This is a genomic window from Streptomyces filamentosus (assembly GCF_014654895.1).
In the GTDB taxonomy this organism is placed as follows: Bacteria; Actinomycetota; Actinomycetes; order Streptomycetales; family Streptomycetaceae; genus Streptomyces; species Streptomyces filamentosus.
This window is the reverse complement of sequence record NZ_BNBE01000001.1, coordinates 3016228-3039209: the sequence shown is the minus strand read 5'-3', so window position 1 is coordinate 3039209 and position 22982 is coordinate 3016228. Positions and strand designations below refer to the sequence as shown.

Genomic DNA, 22982 nt, shown 5'->3' with positions numbered 1-22982 from the left:
AGGTGCTGTCCTAGAAGGGGAAGCGGCTGCGGCCGTGCTGGATCGAGATCCACTTCTGGGTGGTGAACGCCTCGATCATCGCGTCGCCGTTGAGCCGCCCGATGCCCGAGTGCTTCTCGCCGCCGAAGGGGACGATCGGCTCGTCGTGGACGGTGCCGTCGTTGATGTGGATCATGCCGGTGTGGATCCGCCTGGCGACCCGGACGCCCCGCTCGACGTCGGCGGTGTGGACGGCGCCGCTGAGCCCGTACGGGGTGTCGTTGGCGATCCGGACGGCCTCGTCCTCGCCGTCGAAGGGGAGGATCAGGGCCACCGGGCCGAAGATCTCCTGGGAGAGGACCGGGGCGCCGGCGGGGACGCCGGTGAGCACGGACGGGGAGACGAGGCTGCCCTCGACCGTGCCGTGCAGCAGCGCGGTGGCACCGGCCGCCACGGCCTGCTCGACGGCGCCCGCCACGGACTCGGCCTGCTGGGTGTTGATGAGCGGGCCGATGTGGGTGGCGGGGTCGGCCGGGTCGCCGACCCGCAGGGTCCTCACCTTCGCCACGAACTTCTCGGTGAACTCCGCCTCCAGGCGGCGGTCGACCAGGATGCGGTTGGCGGCCATGCAGACCTGCCCCTGGTGGACGAAGCGGCTGAAGACGGCGGCGTCGACGGCGTAGTCCAGGTCGGCGTCGTCGAGGACGATCAGGGCGCTGTTGCCGCCGAGTTCGAGGACGGCGTGCTTGAAGTTCTGGGCGCAGACGGTGGCCACGTGACGGCCGACCTTGTCGGAGCCGGTGAAGGAGATGACCTTCGGGACCGGGTGGGTGAGCAGCGCGTCGCCGATCTCGGCGATGTCGGTGACGACGACGTTGAGCAGCCCGGCGGGCAGGCCCGCCTCCTCCAGGATCTTCGCGACCAGGGTGCCGCCGCAGATCGGGGTGTTCTGGTGCGGCTTGAGGACGACCGCGTTGCCGAGCGCGAGGGCGGGGGCGACCGACTTGAGGGAGAGGAGGAAGGGGAAGTTGAAGGGGGAGATGACGCCGACGACGCCGACCGGGAGGCGGTAGACGCGGTTCTCCTTGCCGTCGACCGGCGAGGGCAGGATGCTGCCGGCGGGGCGCAGCGCCAGGTGGACCGCCTCGCGCAGGAACTCCTTGGCGAGGTGCAGCTCGAAGGCGGCCTTGAGGCGGGTGCCGCCGAGCTCCGCGACGATCGTCTCGGCTATCTCGTCCTCGCGGTCCTCGACGATCCGCAGCGCGCGCTCGAGGACGAGCCGGCGGGCGTAGGGGTTGGTCTCGGCCCAGGCGGTCTGCGCGCGCTCGGCGGCGCGGTAGGCGAGGTCCACCTCGCCGGCGGTGGCGACCGTGATCGAGGCGAGCTTCTCCCCGGTGTACGGGTTGAAGTCGATGATGTCCCACGAGCCGCTGCCGGGCTTCCACTCCCCGTCGATGTACTGGTGGGCCAGGTCGGTGAAGTGCGACATGGTGGAGACCCCTCTACCCGCTACCTAACAGTGCGACTGATGTGGCGTCATCGTACTGATGTATCAAGAGAGTTGGAGGAGGCCCCGGAGGAGGTCACGACTTTCGGCCGGATCCGGACTGTCCTTCGCCAGTTTCTCCATCGCCGCCGCGTACTGGGCGACCTCCTCCCTCTTGTCGAGGTAGAGGGCCCCGGTGAGCTGTTCGAGGTAGACGACGTCGGAGAGGTCGGACTCGGGGAAGCTGAGCATGGTGAAGGCGCCGCTCTCGCCGGCGTGGCCGCCGAAGCTGAACGGCATGACCTGGAGGGTGACGCCGGGCTGCTCGGAGACCTCGATGAGGTGCTTCAGCTGTCCGCGCATGACGGCCCGGTCGCCGTACGGGCGGCGGAGCGCGGCCTCGTCGAGGACGACGTGGAAGTGCGGGGCGCGCTCGGAGACGAGGACCTTCTGCCGTTCGAGCCGGAGGGCGACGCGGCGGTCGATCTCGGCCCGCGAGGCGCCGGGCATGCCCCGGGAGACGACGGCGTGGGCGTACTCCTCCGTCTGCAACAGGCCGTGCACGAACTGCACTTCGTAGACGCGGATGAGGGAGGCGGCGGCCTCCAGGCCGATGTAGGTCTGGAACCAGCCGGGCAGGACGTCGCCGAAGCTGTGCCACCAGCCGGCGAGGTTGGCCTCGCGGGCGAGGCCCAGGAGCGCGCCGCGCTCGGTCTCCTCGGTGACCCCGTAGAGCGTGAGCAGATCCTCTATGTCCCTGGCCTTGAAGCTCACCCTTCCCAACTCCATGCGGCTGATCTTGGATTCGGAAGCGCGGATCGAGTAGCCGGCGGCCTCGCGGGTGATCCCCCTCGACTCGCGCAGGCGCCTCAGCTGGGAGCCCAGCAGGATGCGCCGGACCACGCTCCCGCCCGCTCCGTTCATTTCGCCTGCGGTCACGGCTCCCAGCCTCCCGATCATGGTGACGAGCCCCCGTCGAGCCCCGGATTCTGCCACCAAACGCTTCAGCCCGTACACATCCGATTACGGAAAGGGGAGCCGGGGGGCCGGTTCCGGACGGCGGGGGGCGCGTCGGCGTCAAGAAGATTTCCACAGATTCGCCACAGGGTCGGACAGGTCCGGCACGCTCGGGCGCGTGCACGTGCATCTGCCCTTGCATCCCGTGGGCGCATTCGGAACCATGGACCCCGCGCAGCCGCGTACTTGTTCGCGTTGTCGGGTTGTTGCACCGTTTCGCACCGTTGTCGCACCACCGCCGCGATTCCCGGGAGTGCCTCGCATGGGGACGAATGGATCGACCGTGCTCGAGCCTTTACGGCAGGGTCTCCCGCCGATCGATCCCGGCGCCGTCTCCACCTCCGCCTCCTGCGCCCTGCCCGCCCGGTACGAAGCCGTGCGCGGGGCAAGGAAGTTCACGAGCAGGACGCTCGACGAGTGGGAGCTGACGAGCCGCTTCGACGACGTGGCCCTGGTGGTCTCCGAGCTCGTCACCAACGCGCTGCGGCACGCCGTCCCGGACGGTGCGGGACCCGACGACCCGCAGGGTCCGCCGGTGCGGCTGCACCTGATGCGCTGGGCCTCCCGGCTGGTGTGCGCGGTGCGCGATCCCAGCAGGGTGAGCCCCGAGGCGCGCGGCGGCGAGGAGGACTTCTCCGCCGAGTCGGGCCGCGGCCTGTTCCTGGTGGAGTCGTTCAGCGACAGCTGGGGCTGGCACCCGCTCGCCGGGACGCTCCAGGGCAAGGTGGTGTGGGCGCTCTTCCGGGTCGGACCGGAGGAGTAGGCCCCGGGGGCACGAGCGGCCCCCGAGAAACGGAGAAGGGGAAGGGCCCGGCGGACGTCCGCCGGGCCCTTCCCCTTCTTCCGCGCTTCCGTGTGCCCGCAGGTCCCGGCGCGCCTCAGACGAGGTGGTCGAACTCCCCGTCCTTGACGCCGAGCAGGAGCGCCTCTATCTCGGCCGGCGTGTAGACGAGCGCCGGACCGTCCGGGTGGCGGGAATTGCGCACGGCAACGTTTCCCCCCGGCAGTTTGGCGAACTCGACGCACGAGCCCTGGGAGTTGCTGTGCCTGCTCTTCTGCCAGACGACGCCCCGCAGCTCCGTGGCCGCCATGCCGTTGTACGCGTGACGCGCGTGATGCATTGGTAGCTCCCCGAGTTGCTTGGTGCAGGTGTCAACTTCCTCGGATCATAGCTGCGTTCACATGCCGATGCATGAGCAGATGCACGTGCACGAGGCGTGGCGTAGCCGCTACGCGACTCAGCGTGCGATCGGCGCGGGGAGGCGCCCCGGAGTGGCGGAGAACGCGCGGAAAAGCGGGCGGGCGCACGGGAGAACAGGAGAACGCCCCCGCGATCTTCCCATCCGGATGGACGGGCGCGCGGGGGCGTCGGTTCCCGGGGAGGTCCCGGAGGGCGGGGTCAGCGCTCCTCGCGGAACTCCACGTGACGGCCGGCCACCGGGTCGAACTTGCGGAGGCTGAGGCGGTCGGGGTCGTTGCGGCGGTTCTTGCGGGTGACGTAGGTGAATCCGGTGCCCGCGGTGGACCGGAGCTTGAGAACGGGTCGTATCTCGTTGCGTGCCATGCCGCCGAGGTTAAACGAAAACGAATCCCATTGCCAATATGATCTCCGACACCCTCACGGGAGGAAGTCCCGGCAGGTCAGAGCCGTGGCGGCGCGGACGGCGGACGGCCCGCGCGGCCGTACAGCCGGATGCCCGCGTCGCCCCGGGCCCTGGATCACGGCGGACCCGGGGAAAACGTCGCCGGAGGGGGCGGGGTCAGGCGCCGGAGAGGGGCGGAATCAGGCGTCGGAGAGGGCGGGGTCAGGCGCCGGAGGGGGCGGGGTCAGGCGTCGGAGAGGGCGGCCGACAGTTCGTCCAGGGCGTCCAGGAGCAGCCGCGGGGCCTTCCGCAGCAGCGGGTCGGTGACCTCCGTGTCCCAGGCGGCGACGGTCTCGCGGAGGTCGTCCCAGACGGGGACCGTGCGCTCGCGGACGGCCTTCGCGCCGCGTTCGGTCGTCTCGCGCAGCGCCTCCGCGAGGCCCGCGGCGGCGGGCAGCGGCGGGGCGCCGCGCTCGGGGAGGTGGGCCTCCAGGAGCATGGCGGCCCGGCCGAACTCGGCGAGCGCGTGGCCCGCGCCCTCGGCCGCCGCGTGCGAGAGCCCCCGGTGCCGGACGGGTTCGTGGCCGGCCAGGCCGAGGGCGTCGTGCCAGGCCACGCGCGCGGCGCGGGCGGCGAGCAGGGCCTCGCGGACGTCGGGGCTGCCGGGCCCGGCGGGGTCGGCGTACCGGGCGGCGACGGCGGCGGCGTACCGCCCGGAGGCGGCCAGCCAGTCGGCGAGCCGGCCGCGCAGCCGGGGCGTCTCCCAGGCGGGGTAGACGGCGTAGGAGAGCATCGCGAGGAGGCCGCCGAGGAGGGTGAGCAGCACCCTTTCCCGTACGGTCTGGGTCACCCCGGAGCCCTCCATGCCGAGGAGGAAGACGACGTACGCGGCGACGCAGACCTGACTGACGGCGTACCCCGTCCGCATCAGCAGGTACATGCCGAAGGCGCAGAGGACGGCGAGGGCGGCGGAGAGGTACGTCCCCGGGTGCGCGGTCTGCACGACGCCGGAGGCGAGCGCGACGCCGACGAGCGTGCCGCCGAAGCGGGCCACCGAGCGGGCGTACGTCTGCGAGAAGTCCGGGCGCATCACCATCACGGAGGCCATCGGCGCCCAGTACCCGTGGCCGAAGGGCAGCGCCAGGCCGAGCAGATAGCCGGCGGCGGCGACGGCCGAGACGCGGATCGCGTGCCGCAGGATCGGCGACCCCGGCCGCACCTCCGCCCGCATCTTCGCGAGGACGACCGGTGCGAGCCGGAGGAGGGTGGGGCGGGTCCGGGCGGCGAGCGAGGGGTGTGCGGCCCTCGCGCGGGCGTCGGCCGCGGCACCCGCACCCGCACCCGCACCCGCGTCCTCCCCCGCTTCCTCCGCCGTACGGGCCTCCCCCGGGCTCGTCTCCGTGCGCGGCTCCGCCGTCTCGACGACGTCGCCGAGGAGGGCGATCAGGCGGAGGGCGGCGCGGTGGGGGCGGTCGGCGAGGATCGTGCCGGTGTCGGGGGTGCGGAGGACGGAGACGGCGGCCGGGGGCAGCCGGACGGGCTTGCCGTGCCGGATCGCGTGCGCGGCGGCGTCGAGGACCGTCCCGGCCGCGGCGAGCAGTTCGCGGACCCGGTCGCGCTGCGGACCCTCGGCCGGGGCGCCGACGGCCGGGTCCGCGAGGGAGGCGAGCACCGGCCGGATCCGTTCGGCGAGCCGGCGGGGCCCGTGGAGCTCGGCGGGCCGGCGGCGGGCCTGCCGGGGGGTGACGGCGGCGGCGCTGCGGGCGGTCATCAGCGGTACGGGGTCGAAGGGCGCGACCGGATCGTGGCGCAGCCGCCGCGCGTAGTCGGCCTCCGCGGCGAGCGCGTCCGCGAGCGCGTCCCGCTGCGCGCCCCAGGGGCGGACCGGCAGCAGCACCACCAGCGCGGCCTGTACGAGCCCGCCCGCGAAGATCATGACCGCGTGCCCGGCGGCGGTGGCGACGGAGGTCGGCAGGGTGACCGTGACCAGCATGATCGCCACGTTGGAGGAGGCGATGATGCCGGCCGTGGGCCCGGCCGCCCAGGCGAGCCCGGAGAGGAAGGTCCACAGCAGCAGGAGGGCGAGGAAGAGCAGCAGGTGGGCGCCGGTCAGATAGCCAAGGAAGGTGGAGACGGCGAGGCTGCCGCCGGAGGCGAGCGCGAGCGTGGGCCGGGGCCGCCAGGACCGCTGGAAGGTCGCGATCGCCGCCTGGAAGGCCCCGAAGGCGGAGGAGGCTGCCACGGCCGGCCCGAAGACGGCCAGCGAGAAGCCGACGACCAGCGCGAGGCCGAGCGCGCCCCGGGCGGCGATGGCGGGGGCCAGCCGCCGCCGCTCGACGGTGAGGCCGGAGCGGGCGGTCTCCCTCAGCGCCCGGAGCCAGCTCATGGACCGAGCGTAGCGACGATCAGCCCGTACCCGGACATTTCACCTCGCGGCTTCTCTCGCGGCTTCCCTCACGGCCTCCCTAGCGGCTCCCTTCGCGGCCTCCCTCGCGGCTTCTCTCACGGCCTCCCTCACGGCTCCCTTCGCGGCTTCAGCTCCGGGCGCGGCGGTCGAGCCGGGCCCGGTCCGGGGCGAGGGTGGCGGAGTCGGCGGCGGAGGCACCGTGCTGCCAGCCCTCCTCGTCCCACATGGCGCGGACCCGGGTCGCCCGGGTCTCCGGGAAGAGCTCGTCGGTGCGGGCCGTCACCGCGACCTCGCGGGAGGCGAGGACCGGCAGGAGGGTGGGGGCCTCGGCGGCCACCCGGCGGGAGGTCGCCTCCAGGCGGGCGCCGAGCCGGTTCGCGTACGCGAGGAGGAAGGACTGCCGGAAGGACTTGGTGCGCTTGCGGCCGCCCTTCCGCTGCTCCGCCTCCGCCCGGGTCATCGCCGCCGTGCCCTGCACCAGGAGCGAGGTGTGCAGCAGCTCGACCGGGTCGAGGTCGGCCTCGAAGCCGACGACCGTCGAGAAGCCGTACGCCTCGTTCCACACCGCCCGGCAGTGGTTCGCCGTCGCCACCGCGTCCAGCAGGATCGCCTTCGCCTGCTCGTACGGGGGCTCCACGCCGATCCGGATCGCGCCGGGCGTCTGCGGCGACGGCGCGCCCGCCGCGAGGCCCGCCTCGTCGAGGCTGTGCCGGGCCATCAGCTCCTGCGCCTTCGCGGTCAGCGCCTCCGCCTCCTCCGGGTAGCCGGTGGCCTCGGCCTTGGCGAGCAGCGCCCGGATCCGGGTCAGCATCCGCGGCTCCCCCGCCGCCGCGGGCGGCAGCGTCTCGCCCGGTACGGGTCCCACCGCGTCGAGCCGGGGCAGCCGGACGAGCAGCCGGTACAGCTCCAGGACGGCCGTCGCGTGCGAGAAGCGGTCCAGGGGCGCGCCCGGCTCCTCCAGCGCGTCGAGCTGCTCCCGCCAGCGGCGGGGCAGCGTCGCGTACCGCGCCGTCTCCGCCCGCACCAGGACGCCGAGCAGCCGCCCGTGCTCCTCCGCCAGCTCGCGGCGGACCGTGCGCGCGAGGTCGGCGGGCTGCCAGCCGCGCTCCCACAGGGTGCGGACGAACTCCTCGCCGCGCCGGGCGAGGGCCGCGTCGGCGGCCGGGTCGGCGGCGAGCATCGAGGCCGCCGTGTCGAGGGAGCGGTCGTCCCGGCTGTGCAGCGCCTCCCCGAGCGCCCGCCCGACGGTGGACTCCCGTGCCTCCTCCTGCATGACCGTGCCCTTCCGTACCGCTCCGTGCACCGGGCTCCTCCGCGCCGGCCGCTCCTTCGATGGTCTCAGGGCGGCGGGCCCGCGCCCCGGCCCGCCCCTCGGGGGTGGGCCTGGCCCCACCCCGGGACGCCCGGCAGACGGCGTGCCCCGCCCCCGGTGAAACGGTTCGCTGGAGCCATGCCCCAAGCCACGCCGAATGCCGCGCCGAGCACTGCTCCGAATCCCGTGCCGAGCACTGCTCCGAATCCCGTGCCGAGCGCCGTGCCGAATCCCGTGCCGAGCGCCGTGTCCGACGTCCCGCCCGACGTCCTGCCGGACGCCACGGCCCGGACGACTCCGCCTCCCGCCGCCGTACGGCTCCGGGGGCTCGTGCGGCGGCACGGGGAGGTCCGCGCCCTCGACGGCGTCGACCTCGACGTCGCCGCCGGGACCTTCACCGCCGTCATGGGGCCCTCCGGCTCCGGGAAGTCCACCCTGCTGCGCTGCGCCGCCGGGCTCGACCGGCCGGACGCGGGCCGCGTCGAGGTGGCGGGCACGGCCCTGGAGGGGCTGGGCGAGCGGCGGCTCACGCTGCTGCGGCGGGACCGGATCGGCTTCGTCTTCCAGTCCTTCAACCTGCTGCCCACCCTGACGGCCGCGCAGAACGTGGCCCTCCCGCTCCGCCTGGCCGGCCGCCGTCCGGCGCGCGGCGAGGTCCGGGCGGCGCTCGCCCGGGTCGGTCTCGCGGGCCGGGAGCGGCACCGGCCCGCCGAGCTCTCCGGCGGCCAGTGCCAGCGCGTCGCCGTCGCCCGGGCGCTGATCGCCCGCCCCGCCGTCCTCTTCGCCGACGAGCCGACCGGCGCGCTCGACTCCACGACCGGCGCGGAGGTCATGGACCTGCTCCGGGCCCTCGTGGACGAGGAGGGCAGGACGCTGGTGATGGTGACCCACGACCCGGTCGCCGCGGCCCGCGCCGACCGCGTCGTCTTCCTCGCCGACGGCCGCCTCGCCGGCGAACTCGCCGCCCCGACGGCGGGCGCGGTGGCGGCCCGACTGGCGGACCTCCGGCCGGCGGGCGCGGGGCGCGAGGGCACCGGGGGTGCCGCGTGCTGAGCGTCGTCATGGGCGGGGTGCGGGCGCGGTGGGCGTCGTTCCTGGGCGGGTTCCTCGCGCTGGCACTGGGCGTCGGGCTGCTGACGGCGACCGGGCTCGGGCTCGCCGCCGCCCTGGATCCGCCGGCGCACGCCCCCGAGCGGTTCGCCTCCTCCCCCGTGGTCGTCCTCGGCCAGGACCGGCTGACGGTGGAGGTGCGGCGCGGGCCCGGCACCGCCCCGGTCTCCCGGCCGCTCGACCGTCCACAGCCTGTGGACATCGAACTGCTGCGCGAACTCCGGGCGCGCTGGGCCCTGCGCCAGGACCCGGCCGGCGCCCCGCGCCCCGATGCCGTCGGCCTCGACGCCCCCGCCGACGAGGTCCGGGCCGTCGTCGGCGGCCGGGCCCTGGTGCTCACCGGCGACGAACGCCGCCGCGCCGACCCCGGCCACGAGCGCGACGGCCGCGAACTCACCGGCCTGACCGCCCTCCTCGGCACCACCGGCGGCGTCGCCGCCTTCGTCTCCGTCTTCGTCGTCGCCTCCGTCTTCGCCTTCTCCGTGGCGCTGCGCCGCCGCGAGTTCGGACTGCTCCGCACCGCCGGGGCCACCCCCGGCCAGGTCCGCCGGCTGCTGCTCGCCGAGGCGCTGCTGCTCGGCACGGCCGCCTCCGCGGCGGGCCGCGGCCTCGGCGCCCTCGCCGCGCCGCCGATGGCGCGGGAGCTGGTGGCCCGGGGCCTGGCGCCCGGCTGGTTCACCCCCGCCGTCTCCGGCGGGAGCGCCGGATGGCCGTACCACCTGGCCTTCTGGACGGGCCTCTGCGTCGCCCTCGCCGGGGCGGCCGCCGCCGCCCACCGCGCCTCGCGGACCGGCCCCGAGGCGGCGCTCCGCGAGGCGGACGTCGACCGGGACGTGCTGCCGCCCGGCCGGGCGCTGCTCGGCGCCGGACTCCTCGCGGCCGGCGCGGGACTGCTCCTGTGGACGTACGCCACCGACCCGGGGGCGCTGCTCAAGCGGAAGACGTACACGACCCTGCCGATGCTCCTGACCGGCGGCGCGGCCCTGCTCGCCCCGCTGCTCGTCCGGCCCGCGGCCCGCCTCCTCCCGGTCCCCCGGGGCGGGGCGGTCGGACTCCTCGTCCGGGCGAACGGGGCGGCCGCCGTGCGCCGCACCGCCGCCGTCGCCGCGCCCGTCCTGGTGACCGTGGCCCTGGCCGGGACCCTGTTCGGCGCGTCGGAGGGGGTGGCCCTCGCGAAGGAGACGGAGGCCCGGCAGCGGACGGCGGCGCCGTACGTGGCGGAGGGGCCGGGGCTGCGGCTCCCGGCGCCGGAGGCGGGCGCGGTCGTCGCCGCCTCCGGGCCGACCTCCCTCTTCGTACGGGACGGGGCCGAGGCGCTGGTGAAGTACGGCGCCCGCGCGGTCGCCGACCCGGCGGCCTTCGCCCGGCTGGCCCGGCTCCCGGTCGTCGCGGGCGACCTGCGGGACCTGGACGACCGCTCGATCGTCGTCAACGAGGAGTTCGAGCGGCGGCGGGTCGGCGAGGAGGTCGAGGTGTGGCGGGCGGACGGCAGCGGTCCGGTACGGCTCCGGGTAGCGGCCGTCCTGGCCCTCGGCACCGGCGACAACGGACCGTACGTCACCCGCGCCCACGCCCCCGGCACCGTCCTCGACCGCCTGGAGTCGGACCGCCCCCTGCCCGGCGCGGACGCCCCCGCCGCGGCCCCTCCGGGCGGGAACCCGGCCGCCAGGACCGGCCTGCGCCTGCTCCTCGGCCTCGTCCTGCTCCACACGGTGATCGCCCTGGGGAGCACCCTCCTCATGGCCACCTCGGCACGGGGCCCCGAACTGGCCTCGCTGCGCCTGGCCGGCGCCACCCGCGCCCAGGTCCTGCGGGCGGTGGCGGGCGAGTCGGTGCTGGCCGTGGCCATCGGGACGGTCCTCGGGCTCGTCGTGACGGCCGCCGTCCTCGGCACCCTCGCCGCCGGGCTCGCCGCGCTCTCCGCGCCGGTGGTCCTGGCCGTGCCGTGGGCCCTGACGGGCGCGGCGGCGGGCGGCTGCGCGCTGGTCGCCGTCGCCGCCTCGGCCCTCTCCGCGTGGCGGCCCGCCCGCTGAGCGGCGATGGTGGGACGGGGCGGTGGCCGGGGTCGGAGCCGGGCCACCGCCCCGCGCGGGCACGCGCGCGTGGCACTGGCACAAGGGCCGTTCGACCGCACGTGGCACCGCCCCGCGCGGGCACGCGCGCATGCCCCCTTCCCCCGGTCGTCCCCCTCGGTCGCCCCACTCGGTCGTCGCTACGGCACCAGGACGAGCTTGCCGCGGACGTGGCCCGTCTCGCTCAGTTCCTGGGCGCGGGCGGCCTCCTCGAGGGGGAGGGTCTCGGCGTGGCGGAGGCGCAGGGTGCCCGCGAGGACGCCCTCCGCCTGGGCGGTCAGCCAGCCCCGCACCCGGTCGAAGTCCGGCTCGGGGAGGCTGTAGGCGATCCCGTGCTCGGCCGCGTCCACGGAGGCGATCGTCGCGATCCGCGCCTTGTCGGCCGTGCCCTCGCCGCCGAGCAGGGCGATCGCGACCGGCAGCACGCCGTGCCCGGCCGCGTCGAAGACGGCGTCGACGCCCTGCGGGGCGGCCTCCCGCACCCGGTCGGCGAGCCCGTCGCCGTACTCGACCGGCACCGCGCCGAGCTCCCGCAGATAAGCGTGGTTCGCGGCGGAGGCCGAGCCGACGACCGTGACGCCCGCGGCGACCGCGAGCTGGACGGCGATGGTGCCGACGATCCCGGCCGCGCCGTGCAGGAAGAGCGTCTCGCCCTCCCGCACGCCGAGCTCCGCCAGGACGCGGGCCGCGGTCTCGCCGGCGACCGGGAGGCCCACCGCGGCCTCCCAGGAGAGCCCGGCCGGCTTCGGCAGGACGTTGCCGGCGAGGGCGTACCGGGCGTAGGCGCCGGTCTTCGACCAGCCGAACACCTCGTCGCCGACGGCGAGTCCGGTGACGCCCTCGCCGACCGCGTCGACCGTGCCCGCGACCTCGATCCCCGGCACGGCGGGGAACGTCGTCGGGAAGTGCGCCTCCAGCAGGCCCCGGCGCACCTTCCAGTCCATCGGGTTGACGCCAATCGCCGCCACCCGCAGCCGCACCTCGCCGGGTCCCGGCTCCGGCACCACGGCGCCGGTCTCGTGCCGCAGCACCTCAGGACCGCCGAACTCCTCGAAAACGATCGCTTCCATGGTCGTCATGTCGCCCTCCGTAGAAGCCCGTTCGCCCCGGCGACCGGCTTTCGAACACCGATCGGCGGGCCCGTACGGGCCGTTGGTCCGCCGGACGCCCGAACTCCGGCCGCCCGCTTCTCCCGACGTGGTCCAGCGTGCGCCCCCGGACCCCCGTTCCCCGCCCTCCCTCCGGCCAGTCCCACCCGTCCGAAAGACCGGCGCCCCCGCCCGGAGCCCTGGTTAGGCTGAGGCCATGGAAGCGTCCACGCTGACCGCCGCGTACGAGATCCTCCGCAGCCCGCTCGACCAGATCCTCGGACGCCTCTCGGCCGCGATCGCGCCGCTCGTCCCGCACCTCGGCGCCGCCGAACTCTCCACCCACTGCGCGCACTCGCCGTTCAAGCGGACCGGCGCGGCCGACGGGCTCACCACCGCCGACCTGGCGCCGCTGCTCGCCGCCGGCGTGCCCGGCGAGCCCTGGCAGGGGACGGCCCGGCTCGGCGGCCGGACGCGGACGGTGCTCGCCGCGACGAGCGGCGCCACCGCCCGCCACTCCCTGCTCCTGCTGCTGCGGGAGGACGGCGCCCCGCCCGCGGGACCGGCCGAACTGGCCCTGGTCCAGGGGCTGTGGAACCTGGTGACCGCCCACCTCGACCGCTTCGCGACCGAGGCCGTGCCGGGGGCGCTGGCCCGGTCCAGGACCGCCGCCGACACCCGCGCCCGGGTCACCGCCGAGCTGACCACCGCCCACGTCGCCGCCCTCTCGGGCCTCCTCTCCGTGCTCCGCAGCGGCGCCCTGGACGCCCCGGCGGCCCGCGCCTCCGCCACCGAACTCGCCGCCGCCGCGCTCGCCGAGGCCCGCGCCGCACGGCGGCAGGACCGCGAGATCGCCGAGGAACCGGCCCGCGAGGCCTTCGCCCGGCTGGCCGACCAGCTCCGGCCGATGCTCCGGCACGGCCCCGTACGGCTCGAACTCGGACCGCCCGACGAGAGCCGCTCGCTCCCCGCCGACGTGGCGCACGGCGTCCGGTCCGTCGTCCGGGCGCTCCTCCTGATCCTCCTCGACCAGGAGGGCCTGAGCCGGGTCCACGTCGGCTGGCAGCTGACCGGGGACGAGCTGCGGGCGTCCGTGCGCGACGACGGCCCCGGCCGCTTCGCCGTCTGCGAGGCCGGGGCGGGCACCGTCCGGGACCAGCTGGACGTCCTCGGCGGACGCCTGGAGGTCGAGGCCGTGCCGAACTGGGGCACCACCATGACGGCCGTCGTGCCGCTGGCCTCCCCCGACCCCCGGGCGACGGCCGCCCACCCGCTGACGGGCCTCGGCGAGCGGGAGGTCGAGGTCCTGCGGCACCTCGCCCTCGGCCACCGCAACCGCCGCATCGCCGAGGAGCTGCACATCAGCGAGTCCACGGTGAAGTTCCACGTCGCGAACATCCTCGGCAAGCTCGGCGTCGGCTCCCGGGGCGAGGCGGCGGCCCTCTTCCACGCGGCGGCGTAGGGGCTTCCGGTGTGCGCGCGGCGCCGGACCCTTGCGGGCCGGGGCGCGAGCGGCGCAGGACCTTTCGGACGTGCGGCCCGGGTCCGGAAGCCCGGCCGCCCCCCGGCCCGGAAGCCCGGCCGACCCGGGTCCGGAAGCCCGGCCGACCCCCGGTCCGGAAGCCCAGCCGGCCCCGGCCCGGAGGCCCGGCCGGCCCCGGGTCCGGAAGCCCGGCCGACCCGGATGTCGCGGCCCCGCTGTCAGTGGCGGGTGCCAGACTCGCATTCATGAGCGAGAGGTGGGCGCTGGCCCCGGAGCCGGAGGGGGAGGGCGCGGTCCTGGTCCCCCTCGGGCCGGACGGCGCGCCCGCGGGGGAGGTGCGCCGCGAGCCCGACCTCGTCGCGGCCGTCCGGGACCGGCCCGACGCGGCCCGGTGGGTGTGGCGGTCCACGGCGGAGGTGTACCCGCGGCTGCTCGCCGCCGGCGTCCGCGTCGAGCGGTGCTACGACGTCGAGAGCGCCGAGCAGCTGCTCCTGGGGCACGAGGGCCGGCTCGGCGAGCCCCGCTCGGCCGCCGCCGCCTGGGCCCGGCTGCGCAACGCCCCGGTGCCGCCCGACCCGCCGCCCCGCTCGGCCGAACCGGGCTCCCAGGACTCCCTCTTCGAGCCGTCCCCCACCGCCCCCGTCCCCTTCGAGGGCCTCCTCGCGGTCTACGCCGAGCAGCAGCGCCGCCACGACCGCGCCGCGCACCCGGGCAGGATGCGGCTGCTCACCGCCGCCGAGTCGGCCGGGATGCTGGTGGCCGCCGAGATGCACCGCGCCGGGCTGCCCTGGCGGGCCGACGTGCACCGGGAGCTGCTGCGCGAGCTGCTCGGCGAGCGGTACGCGGGCGGGGGCGAGCCGCGCCGCCTCGCGGAGCTCTCGGCCGAGGTGTCGGCGGCGTTCGGCCACCGGGTCCGGCCGGACCTGCCGGCCGACGTGGTGCGGGCCTTCGCGCGGGCCGGGGTCCGGGTGCGGTCCACCCGCCGCTGGGAGCTGGAGGGCGTCGACCATCCCGCGGTGGCGCCGCTGATCGCGTACAAGAAGCTGTACCGGATCTGGACCGCGCACGGCTGGTCCTGGCTGGCGGACTGGGTGCACGACGGCAGGTTCCGGCCGGAGTACCTCCCCGGCGGCTCGGTCAGCGGCCGCTGGACGACCAACGGCGGCGGGGCGCTCCAGATCCCGAAGGTGATCCGGCGGGCGGTCGTCGCCGACGAGGGCTGGCGGCTGGTGGTCGCGGACGCCGACCAGATGGAGCCCCGGGTGCTCGCCGCGATCTCCCGCGACCCGGGCCTGATGGAGGTCGCAGGCCACCCGGACGACCTCTACACCCGGCTGTCCGACCGGGCGTTCTCCGGCGACCGCGACCACGCCAAGCTGGCCCTGCTGGGTGCGATCTACGGCCAGACCAGCGGCGACGGCCTGAAGAACCTGGCGGCGCTGCGCCGCCGCTTCCCCCTCGCGGTCGGCTACGTCGACGAGGCGGCGAAGGCGGGCGAGGAGGGCCGGCTGGTCCGCACCTGGCTCGGCCGGACCAGTCCGAAGGCGGTCGGCGCGGGCGAGGACGACGAGGCGGGACTGCCCCAGGAGGTCGCCGAACAGCCCGCCCCCGAGGAGGGCTTCACCCCGGGCTACGCCTCCAACAACGCCCGCGCGCGCGGCCGTTTCACCCGGAACTTCGTGGTCCAGGGCAGCGCCGCCGACTGGGCGCTGCTGATGCTGGCGGCGCTGCGGCGGTCGATCGCGGCGTCCGGGATGCGGGCCGAGCTGGTCTTCTTCCAGCACGACGAGGTGATCGTGCACTGTCCGGCGGAGGAGGCCCCGGCGGTGACGGAGGCGATCCGGGCGGCGGGCGACGAGGCGGGCCGGATCGTCTTCGGGCCGACCCCGGTCCGCTTCCCGTTCACGACGGCGACGGTGGAGCGGTACGCGGACGCCAAGTAGCGTCCGCGCACCGCTCGTTGCCGTCCCTTCCTACTGGGCGGGGCGGCGGATGGGGAGCTTCGCCCACTTCGGGTCGAGGGCGAGCGCCTTCAGCTGCTCCATGCCGAGCGCGGGCTCCGGCCGGGTGGCCGCCTCGTGCTGGGCGCCGCTGTTGAAGGCGGAGACGACGACCCGGAAACCGTCCTTCCGCAGGGTGTCGGCGGTCCACCAGACCACGCCCTCGCCGCCCTTCTCGCCGGGCTGCTGACTCAGCTTGACCTTGCGGCCGTCGGGCAGGGTGGTGACGTCGCCGGAGCCGAAGAGGTCGCCCGAGACGTCGCCCATGCCGTACTGGACGTTGACCTGGAGGAGGCTCTTGCCCTGGCCGTCGTCGACGACCGCGTAGGCGAACTGGCCGTCGCCGCCCTTGTCGACGACCCGGAGGCCGTCGGGCACCAGGTCGGTCAGGGTGGTGAGGACGCCGTCCCCGGTGACCTCCGGCGCGGGCTTGCGCACCTTGCCCGGCTCGCCCTCCTTGCCGGGTGCCTTCCCGGCGGGCACGGCGGGCAGCTTCGGGATCTGCTTCAGCAGCGGCCGCCAGCCCTCGGCGGTGACGAGCGTCTTCAGCTGGGCGGCGCTGAAGGGCGGGTCCTCGCGGCTGATCTCGGCGCCCTTCTCGGCGGGCGCGTTGTACTCGCTCGCGTCGATGAGGAAGCCGTCCTCGGTGAGCAGCGTGGCCCGCCAGTTCTTGGTCTCCTCGCGCTTGTCGGGGTACTCGTACCCCTGGAAGACCATCAGGCGGGACCCGTCGGCGAGCCGCTCCGCCTTGCAGTGGTCGTAGGGGACGTAGACCTTCGAGGGGCAGGTCACCATGTCGGTGCCCGCCTCGGCGCTGCGGCCGGCCCGGGAGAGGAAGACGCCGAAGGCGGCTTCGCCCTCGCCGTCGTCGTAGACGCCGCTGACGCCCTGGCCGGTGCCTTCGAGGCCGTCGAACCGCCACTGGCCGGCCGGGGTGTTGGCCCTGACGACGTCCGCGATGGCGGAGAGCGGGATCTGCGCCTCGCCGGGCTTCAGGGTGTCGGAGGTCGGCTTCCCGGCCGGCTCCGCCGTCGGGCTCGGCTTCGCCTTCTGCTCGGCCGCCCCCACGGACGCCTTGGCCGGCTGGGCGGGGGTGACGACCGTACCGGCGTAGACGCCGCCGACGCCGATCGCGGCGAGCGCGAGGGCGCCGCCGGTGACGGCGAGCCTGCGGCGCAGCAGCCGGCGCCGGCCTCGGGCGAGGCCGCCGGAGACCAGCGCGGACCGGCCGTCGACGGGGAAGCCCTCGCCGGCGGCGCGCAGGGCCGAGCCGAGTTCGCCGACGAACTCGCTGTCGGGGTCGTGGTGTTCGTTCGTGGACATGACGAGATCACCGTCTCTGCTTCGGAGGTGCGGAAGGAAGGAAAGGAGAACCGGGACCGGTCCGGGAGGAGAAGTCCCGGGACGGTCGGAGGAGAGCCGGAACCGGTCCGGGAGGAGAAGTCCCGGGACGGTCGGAGGAGAGCCGGAACCGGTCCGGGAGGAGAAGTCCCGGGACGGTCGGAGGAGAGCCGGAACCGGTCCGGGAGGAGAAGTCCCGGGACGGTCAGCGGGCGGCGAACTCGGCGATGCTGCCGCCGAGCCGCTGCCGCAGCTTGCCGAGCGCCCGGGTGGACCGGGTGCGGACGGCCGCGGAGCTGGTGTGGAGGGCGTCGGCGGTCTCCTCGACGCTGCGGTCCTCCCAGTAGCGCAGCACCACGACCGCCCGGTCCTTCGGGGGCAGTGCGGCGAGCGCGTCGAGGAGGGCGATCCGCAGCAGGGGGTCCCTGCCGTCGTCCGGGGTGTGCTCGGGAAGCTCGCCCAGCGGCCGTTCGGTGGCGGAGCGCCGCCGCTGGTGGCTCAGGAACGTGCGGACGAGGACGGTCTGGGCGTACGCGGCGGGGTTGCCGATCCGGGAGACCCGCCCCCACAGGGCGTACATCTTCCCCAGCGTCTCCTGCGTGAGGTCCTCGGCCAGGTGGACGTCCCCGCTGGTCAGCAGGCAGGCCGAGCGGAACAGCTGGCCGGTGCGCGCCGAGGCGAACTCCAAGAACTCGTCCGCGCGGGACGTTCTCATGTCCCTCCTCCCCCTTGTCGGTCGCGAGTGGTCACGGGCGGTCGCCCTGTGCGATCCCCCGCACTCGCCGTGCTGCCGTGCACCCCTTCGACGCGATGGGCCCGGGGAAATGTTTCATCGAACTCGCCCGCGCACGCATCCGAAGAAGCGGAATCGGGTAATCCTGTTGATATGAACACTCTCAGCGCAGCAGAGGTCCTGGCGGCTGGGGTCTGGCAGTCAGGTCTGGGACAAGTGATCGGCGGCCTGGTTCTCGTGGCCGTCCTTATCGGAGCCTTCTGGTTCGGCTACCGGGTCCGCACCCGCGAGCCCCGCCCACCGCAGCCCGACGAGCAACCGCACCGCCCGGACACCGACCAGCTGCCTGGCGAGATGACGGAGTACCGCCGCCCGGCGGAGGTGCCCCGGACGGACGGCGCCCACCGGCTCATGCCCTACCAGCTCAAGGACGGCGGCACCCCCGCCGAACCGCCGAGCGAGGAGAAGCGCAAGTGGGGCGGCATCTCCAGCGGCGGCTTCGGCAGCGGCGGCACCGGACACGGCGACTGACCATGTCCGCCGCACCGGCCCCCGCGCGGCTGCGGGCCATGGCCCGGCGGCTGCTCGGTTCCCCCCACGAGGCGGACCGGGCACTACGGACCACGACCCGCGTCCTCGCCTCGTACGGCCCCGGCCCCCGGGCGCGCCGGGGCCCGGGGCCCGTCCCCGATCCCGGCCCGCCCCCGGAGACCGTCCTGGCGCGGGTCTGCCTCGGCCGCCTCCGGGCCCGCGAGGCGCGCCGCACCACCCCGTGGGACCCCTGGGCGGCCCCCGCCGCCTCCGGCTCCGGGCTCTCCCCCGCGCTCACCCCGGCGGAACGGCTCGTCCTCGTCTTCCACGACCTCTTCGGCGTCCCGTACGACGACCTCGCCCCCGCCCTGGAACGCGGCCCGGCGGCGGTCCGGCAGATCGCCGTCCGGGCGCGGGCCCGCGCCCGGACCGCCGAGGAGATGCCCGCCCCCGACCCGGCACGGCTGCGGGGCGCCGTGGACGCGGTCCTCGCCGCCGCCCGCTCGGGCGACACCGCGGCCCTGCGCTCCCTGCTCGACCCGGACGCGGTCCTGCGGGCCGACCCCGGCGCCGTACGCCGCGGGGTCCGGCCCGCCCACGGCGCCCCGGCGGTCGCCCGCGCCCTGGCCGCCCGGGCCGCGACGGCCCGCCCGGCCCTGGTGGACGGCGCCCCGGGCCTGCTCGCCGCCCCCTCCGCGATCTACGTCTTCACCGCCCCCGCCGGCCCGATCACCTCGGTCGACGTCCTGGCCGACCCGTCCCACCTCTCCCACCGCACCATCGCGGTCCCGGCGTGACGGACCACCCGGCAGACCCACCGCAAGACCCACCGGCAGACCCACCGCAAGACCCGCCTGAAGACTCACCGCGAGGCCCCCGGGAGACCTTCGGAAGACCCCGGAAAAACCCCTACCCCCCTACCCCTCCCCGCCGTCGACCCGCCGCCCGGCCCGCTCCGCGATGTGACCGGGCACGGCGGCCGCGAGCTCCGCGGGCAGCGCGGGATCCGGCACCGGCGTGCCGAAGGCGGTCACCACCGGCAGCACCCCGGCCCACAGCCCCAGCTCCGCGTCCTCGGAGTCCCCGTCGTCCGGCGGGCCGCTCCGCGTCTTCACCGACGCCTCGGTGAGGTCCAGCGCGAGCAGCGCGGTGGCCGCCAGCTCCTTCCGGCTGGGCTTGCGCACGTACTCCCACTGCCCCGGACTGCTCTGCTCGGTCAGCGCCCGCAGCCCCCGCAGCTTCTCCTCCGGGTCGGTCACCACCTCGGGAACCCCGTAGACCATGGCGCACCGGTAGTTCACCCCGTGCTCGAACACCGACCGCGCCAGCACCAGCCCGTCGACGTGCGTCACCGTCACGCACACCGTGCTCCCCGGCGCCCGCACCAGGCTCCGGCTGGCCACCGACCCGTGCACGTACAGCCGGTCCCCCTCGACCCCGTACGCCGTCGGCACCACCATCGGCACCCCGTCCACGGTCACCCCGAGATGGCACAGCCACCCCGCCGCCAGCACCGCGTCCAGATCCTCCCGCCGGTGCGACCCCTTCTCCCGCATCCGCCGCAACCGCGTCCGCTCCGTCACGCCCGGCCCGTCCCCGCCCATGCTTCCCCCTGCTCCCCTGAAACCATCCCGAGAACCACGAAACCCCAGGTCAGATGAGATCCGACCTGGGGTTCCAAGTGAGCCGCCTTCGGGATTCGAACCCGAGACCTACGCATTACGAGTGCGTTGCTCTGGCCAACTGAGCTAAGGCGGCGCGCTGCGCGTCACCATGATTGGTGCAGCAGCGTCGCCAAGTCTACACAGTTTCCGGGGGTGCTCCGACCAGGGGCGGAGCGGGTGGGGGCGGGGGTCAGGAGCAGCGCTTGCCGGCGGGGGGCGGGGTGCCTTCGAGGAGGTAGGTGTTGATGGCGGTGTCGACGCAGTCGCTGCCCCGGCCGTAGGCGGTGTGGCCGTCGCCCTCGTAGGTGAGGAGGGTGCCGGAGGAGAGCTGGTCGGCGAGGGACTCGGCCCAGCGGTAGGGGGTGGCGGGGTCGCGGGTGGTGCCGACGACGAGGATCGGGGCGGCGCCCTCGGCGGTGATGCGGTGCGGGCGGCCGGTGGCCTCGGCGGGCCAGTAGGTGCAGTTGAGGGCGGCCCAGGCGAGGCCGGCGCCGAAGACCGGGGACGCCTTCTCGAAGGAGGGGACGGCCTTCTCGGCGTCGGCGGGGCCCTGGTAGGCGGGGGGCAGGTCGAGGCAGTTCACGGCGGCGTTGGCGAACATGAGGTTCGTGTACGAGCCGTCCGGCTCCCGCTCGTAGTAGCTGTCGGCGAGGGCCAGGAGGGCCGAGCCCTCGCCGCCGATGGCCCGGGTCAGGGCCTCGCGCAGCTGCGGCCAGGCGCTCTCGTCGTACATGGCCGCGATGACGCCGGTGGTGGCCAGCGACTCGCCGAGGAGGCGGCTCTCGCCGGTGGGGACGGGGGCGGCGTCGGCGGCGCGGAAGAACTTCTTCAGGGCCTCGCCCGCCGACTCGGGGGTCCCGGTGCCGAGCGGGCAGTCGGGCCGGGCGACGCAGTCGGCGGCGAAGGCCCCGAACGCGGTCTCGAAGCCGGCCGTCTGGTCGCGGTTGAGGTCGAGGGCGGAGAGGGACGGGTCCATCGCCCCGTCGAGGACGAGCCGGCCGACCCGGCCGGGGAACAGCTCGGCGTAGGTGGCGCCGAGGAAGGTGCCGTAGGAGGCGCCCACGTAGTGCAGCCGCTCGTCGCCGAGGACCGCCCGCAGGATGTCCATGTCCCGGGCCGTCTCCACCGTGGAGACGTGCGGCAGGACCTCGTCCGTGCGCTTCTCGCAGCCCTCCGCGAACCGCTGGAACGAGGCGACCAGCGCCTTCGTCTCCGCCTGGTCGTCCGGGGTCTGGTCGACCTGCGTGTACGCGTCCATCTCGGGGCCCGTCAGGCACTCGACCGGCTCGCTGCGGGCGACGCCGCGCGGGTCGACGGCCACCATGTCGTAGCGGGCCCTGACCGGCTCCGGGTAGCCGACGCCCGCGTAGCCCTGGAGGTAGTCGACGGCCGAGCCGCCCGGCCCGCCCGGGTTCACCAGGAGGGAGCCGATCCGCGTGCCGGGACCGCTCGCCCGCACCCGGGAGACGGCGAGCCGGATCTCGGGCCCGGCCGGCTTCGCGTAGTCGAGCGGGGCCCGCAGGGTCGCGCACTGGAAACCGGCGGTGCCGCAGTCCCGCCAGGCGAGCTTCTGGCCGTAGAACTCCTTCAGCGCCTCCGGCGCGGGCGACGGCCGGTCCGCCGCCCGCGCCCGGGTGGTCCCCGGGTCCGCCGGAGCGGCCGCGTCGCTGCCGCCCGTGCAGCCGGAGAGGATCAGCCCGGCGGCGGCGAGGGCCGTGGCGGAGGTGCGGAGGAGACGCCTGGAGTCCATCCCCGGAGCGTATCCGGCCGGGTACGGAACGTGTCCAATCGCCACCGGTGCCGGATCCGGCCCCCCCGGGGGCGTCAGCGGAGCGCCATCGTCATCGCCTCCACCGCGAGCAGGGGCGCCACGTTGCGCCCCAGGGCCGTGCGGCAGGCGAGGACGGCCTCCACCCGGCGCAGGGTGCGCTCGGGGGTGGTGTCGCGGGCGATCCGCTCGATCGTGTCCCGTACGTCCTCGTTGGCCAGCGGGGTGCGGGCGCCCAGCTGGAGGGCGAGCACGTCCCGGTAGAAGCCGGTCAGGTCGGTGAGGGCGAGGTCCAGGCTGTCCAGCTGGGTCCGGCGGCCCCGGCGCTTCTGCTTGTCCTCCAGCTCCTTCATCATCCCGGCGGTGCCGCGCGGCATCCGGCCGCCCTGCACGGCGCCGAGGGCCGCCTTCAGCTCCTCGGTCTCCTTGACGTCGACCTCCTCGGCGACCTGCTTCGCGTCCTCCGCCGCCGCGTCCACCAGCTCCTGGGCGGCCTTGAAGCAGCCGCCGATGTCCGCGACCCGCACCGGCAGCTTGAGGACGACGGCGCGGCGGGCGCGGGCCCGCTCGTCGGTGGCGAGCCGGCGGGCCCGGTCGACGTGCCCCTGGGTGGCGCGGGCCGCCGCGTGGGCGACCTCCGGCTCGATGCCGTCGCGCCGGATCAGCACGTCGGCGACGGCCTCCACCGGCGGGGTCCGCAGGCTCAGGTGCCGGCAGCGGGAGCGGATCGTCGGCAGCACGTCCTCGACCGAGGGGGCGCAGAGCAGCCAGACCGTGCGCGGGGCGGGCTCCTCGACGGCCTTCAGGACGGCGTTGGCCGACTTCTCGTTCAGCCGCTCGGCGTCGGTGACGAGGATGACCTGCCAGCGGCCGTTGGCCGGGGAGGTGAAGGACTTGCGGACCGTGTCCCGCATGTCCTCGACGAGGATCTGGGTGCCCACGGCGGCGATCGCGGTCACGTCGGCGTGGGTGCCGACCAGCGTGGTGTGGCAGCCGGTGCAGAAGCCGCAGCCCGGCGCCCCGCCGAGCGCCCGGTCGGGGCTCACGCACTGGAGGGCCGCCGCGAACGCCCGGGCGGCGTCGACCCGCCCCGCGCCGGGCGGGCCCGTGAAGAGCCAGGCGTGCGTCATCTTCGACGCCTCGGGCCCCGGCCCGCCCTCGGCCTGGGCGGTGACGAGCGCGTCGGCGTCCCGCGCGGCGGCGGCGAGCTGCTCCTCGACCCGCGCCTGCCCGACCAGGTCGTCCCATACGGCCATGTCTGCCCCTCCTGAAGGTACGTCCTCCATTGTGGGGCAGCCGACTGACAACCCGTCCCGGCGTCTCCGGGGACCGGCTGCGCAGGGACGGTACGCCGAAGGCCCGGCACCGCCCGAGACGGGGTGGCACCGGGCCTTCGGCCCGAGCGTCG

19 protein-coding genes and 1 tRNA gene are annotated in these 22982 nt (G+C 75.6%); 7 read left to right on the top strand and 13 right to left on the bottom strand.

Annotated elements, in window-relative coordinates:
- Positions 1–10: 10 nt before the first annotated feature.
- The gene (locus IE326_RS13785; protein ID WP_150229109.1) at positions 11–1468 is read right to left on the bottom strand and encodes an aldehyde dehydrogenase family protein; all 1458 of its coding nucleotides are present in this window, start codon (positions 1466–1468) and stop codon (positions 11–13) included.
- A gap of 63 nt (positions 1469–1531) precedes the next feature.
- Positions 1532–2404 (bottom strand): Sco1979 family transcriptional regulator, encoded by an 873-nt coding sequence (locus IE326_RS13780; RefSeq protein WP_373310191.1) that lies wholly within the window; start codon positions 2402–2404, stop codon positions 1532–1534.
- Between the two features lie 340 nt (positions 2405–2744).
- Here IE326_RS13780 and IE326_RS13775 point away from each other — a divergent pair, with 340 nt between their 5' ends.
- Positions 2745–3245: an ATP-binding protein gene (locus IE326_RS13775; protein WP_150229113.1), complete on the top strand. Its 501-nt coding sequence runs from the start codon at positions 2745–2747 to the stop codon at positions 3243–3245.
- 115 nt (positions 3246–3360) lie between these two features.
- On the opposite strand, the gene IE326_RS13770 is transcribed toward IE326_RS13775, so the two are convergent.
- The 4 genes from IE326_RS13770 to IE326_RS13755 all read right to left on the bottom strand — a co-directional run bounded on the left by IE326_RS13770 (position 3361) and on the right by IE326_RS13755 (position 7745).
- Positions 3361–3603: a DUF397 domain-containing protein gene (locus IE326_RS13770; protein WP_037707466.1), complete on the bottom strand. Its 243-nt coding sequence runs from the start codon at positions 3601–3603 to the stop codon at positions 3361–3363.
- Between the two features lie 278 nt (positions 3604–3881).
- Positions 3882–4046 carry a 50S ribosomal protein L33 gene (gene rpmG / locus IE326_RS13765; protein ID WP_030749388.1) on the bottom strand — a complete coding sequence of 55 codons (165 nt, stop codon included), beginning with the start codon at positions 4044–4046 and terminating at the stop codon, positions 3882–3884.
- Positions 4047–4309: 263 nt separating this feature from the next.
- Positions 4310–6451 (bottom strand): FUSC family protein, encoded by a 2142-nt coding sequence (locus IE326_RS13760; protein WP_190041642.1) that lies wholly within the window; start codon positions 6449–6451, stop codon positions 4310–4312.
- Between the two features lie 148 nt (positions 6452–6599).
- Positions 6600–7745 carry a DUF2786 domain-containing protein gene (locus IE326_RS13755; RefSeq protein WP_190041641.1) on the bottom strand — a complete coding sequence of 382 codons (1146 nt, stop codon included), beginning with the start codon at positions 7743–7745 and terminating at the stop codon, positions 6600–6602.
- A 309-nt stretch (positions 7746–8054) separates the two neighbouring features.
- Here IE326_RS13755 and IE326_RS13750 point away from each other — a divergent pair, with 309 nt between their 5' ends.
- Together IE326_RS13750 and IE326_RS13745 are read left to right on the top strand one after the other, a co-directional pair.
- A complete protein-coding gene (locus IE326_RS13750) occupies positions 8055–8837 on the top strand; it encodes an ABC transporter ATP-binding protein (protein ID WP_229915460.1) in 783 nt (260 codons plus the stop codon).
- Positions 8831–10927 carry an FtsX-like permease family protein gene (locus tag IE326_RS13745; RefSeq protein WP_190041639.1) on the top strand — a complete coding sequence of 699 codons (2097 nt, stop codon included), beginning with the start codon at positions 8831–8833 and terminating at the stop codon, positions 10925–10927. Before IE326_RS13750 ends, IE326_RS13745 begins: the two co-directional genes overlap by 7 nt.
- Before the next feature lie 179 nt (positions 10928–11106).
- On the opposite strand, the gene IE326_RS13740 is transcribed toward IE326_RS13745, so the two are convergent.
- Entirely contained in the window at positions 11107–12036 is a 930-nt protein-coding gene (locus tag IE326_RS13740) for an NADP-dependent oxidoreductase (protein ID WP_150232816.1), read from the bottom strand.
- Between the two features lie 235 nt (positions 12037–12271).
- Here IE326_RS13740 and IE326_RS41705 point away from each other — a divergent pair, with 235 nt between their 5' ends.
- The gene (locus IE326_RS41705) at positions 12272–13516 is read left to right on the top strand and encodes a helix-turn-helix transcriptional regulator (protein ID WP_150229126.1); all 1245 of its coding nucleotides are present in this window, start codon (positions 12272–12274) and stop codon (positions 13514–13516) included.
- Between the two features lie 266 nt (positions 13517–13782).
- On the top strand, positions 13783–15480 hold the full coding sequence (locus IE326_RS13730) for a bifunctional 3'-5' exonuclease/DNA polymerase (protein WP_190041638.1): 1698 nt from the start codon (positions 13783–13785) through the stop codon (positions 15478–15480).
- A 30-nt stretch (positions 15481–15510) separates the two neighbouring features.
- On the opposite strand, the gene IE326_RS13725 is transcribed toward IE326_RS13730, so the two are convergent.
- Both IE326_RS13725 and IE326_RS13720 read right to left on the bottom strand, forming a co-directional pair.
- Complete coding sequence (locus tag IE326_RS13725; protein WP_190041637.1) at positions 15511–16860, bottom strand: hypothetical protein; 1350 nt, start codon at positions 16858–16860, stop codon at positions 15511–15513.
- Between the two features lie 223 nt (positions 16861–17083).
- Complete coding sequence (locus IE326_RS13720) at positions 17084–17593, bottom strand: SigE family RNA polymerase sigma factor (protein ID WP_030749360.1); 510 nt, start codon at positions 17591–17593, stop codon at positions 17084–17086.
- A 171-nt stretch (positions 17594–17764) separates the two neighbouring features.
- On the opposite strand from IE326_RS13720, the gene IE326_RS13715 reads away from it, so the two are divergent.
- Positions 17765–18142, top strand: a complete 378-nt coding sequence (locus IE326_RS13715; RefSeq protein ID WP_150229132.1) for a DUF6479 family protein — start codon at positions 17765–17767, stop codon at positions 18140–18142.
- 2 nt (positions 18143–18144) lie between these two features.
- Positions 18145–18939, top strand: a complete 795-nt coding sequence (locus tag IE326_RS13710) for a sigma-70 family RNA polymerase sigma factor family protein (protein WP_190041636.1) — start codon at positions 18145–18147, stop codon at positions 18937–18939.
- A 120-nt stretch (positions 18940–19059) separates the two neighbouring features.
- Here IE326_RS13710 and IE326_RS13705 read toward each other — a convergent pair whose 3' ends face one another.
- From IE326_RS13705 to IE326_RS13690, 4 genes are all read right to left on the bottom strand, one after another.
- Positions 19060–19746 carry a pyridoxamine 5'-phosphate oxidase family protein gene (locus IE326_RS13705; protein ID WP_150229134.1) on the bottom strand — a complete coding sequence of 229 codons (687 nt, stop codon included), beginning with the start codon at positions 19744–19746 and terminating at the stop codon, positions 19060–19062.
- Positions 19747–19826: 80 nt separating this feature from the next.
- A tRNA-Thr gene (locus IE326_RS13700) sits at positions 19827–19900 on the bottom strand.
- Positions 19901–19996: 96 nt separating this feature from the next.
- On the bottom strand, positions 19997–21556 hold the full coding sequence (locus IE326_RS13695; protein WP_190041635.1) for an alpha/beta hydrolase: 1560 nt from the start codon (positions 21554–21556) through the stop codon (positions 19997–19999).
- A gap of 74 nt (positions 21557–21630) precedes the next feature.
- On the bottom strand, positions 21631–22830 hold the full coding sequence (locus IE326_RS13690; protein ID WP_150229138.1) for a DNA polymerase III subunit delta': 1200 nt from the start codon (positions 22828–22830) through the stop codon (positions 21631–21633).
- Positions 22831–22982 lie beyond the last annotated feature (152 nt).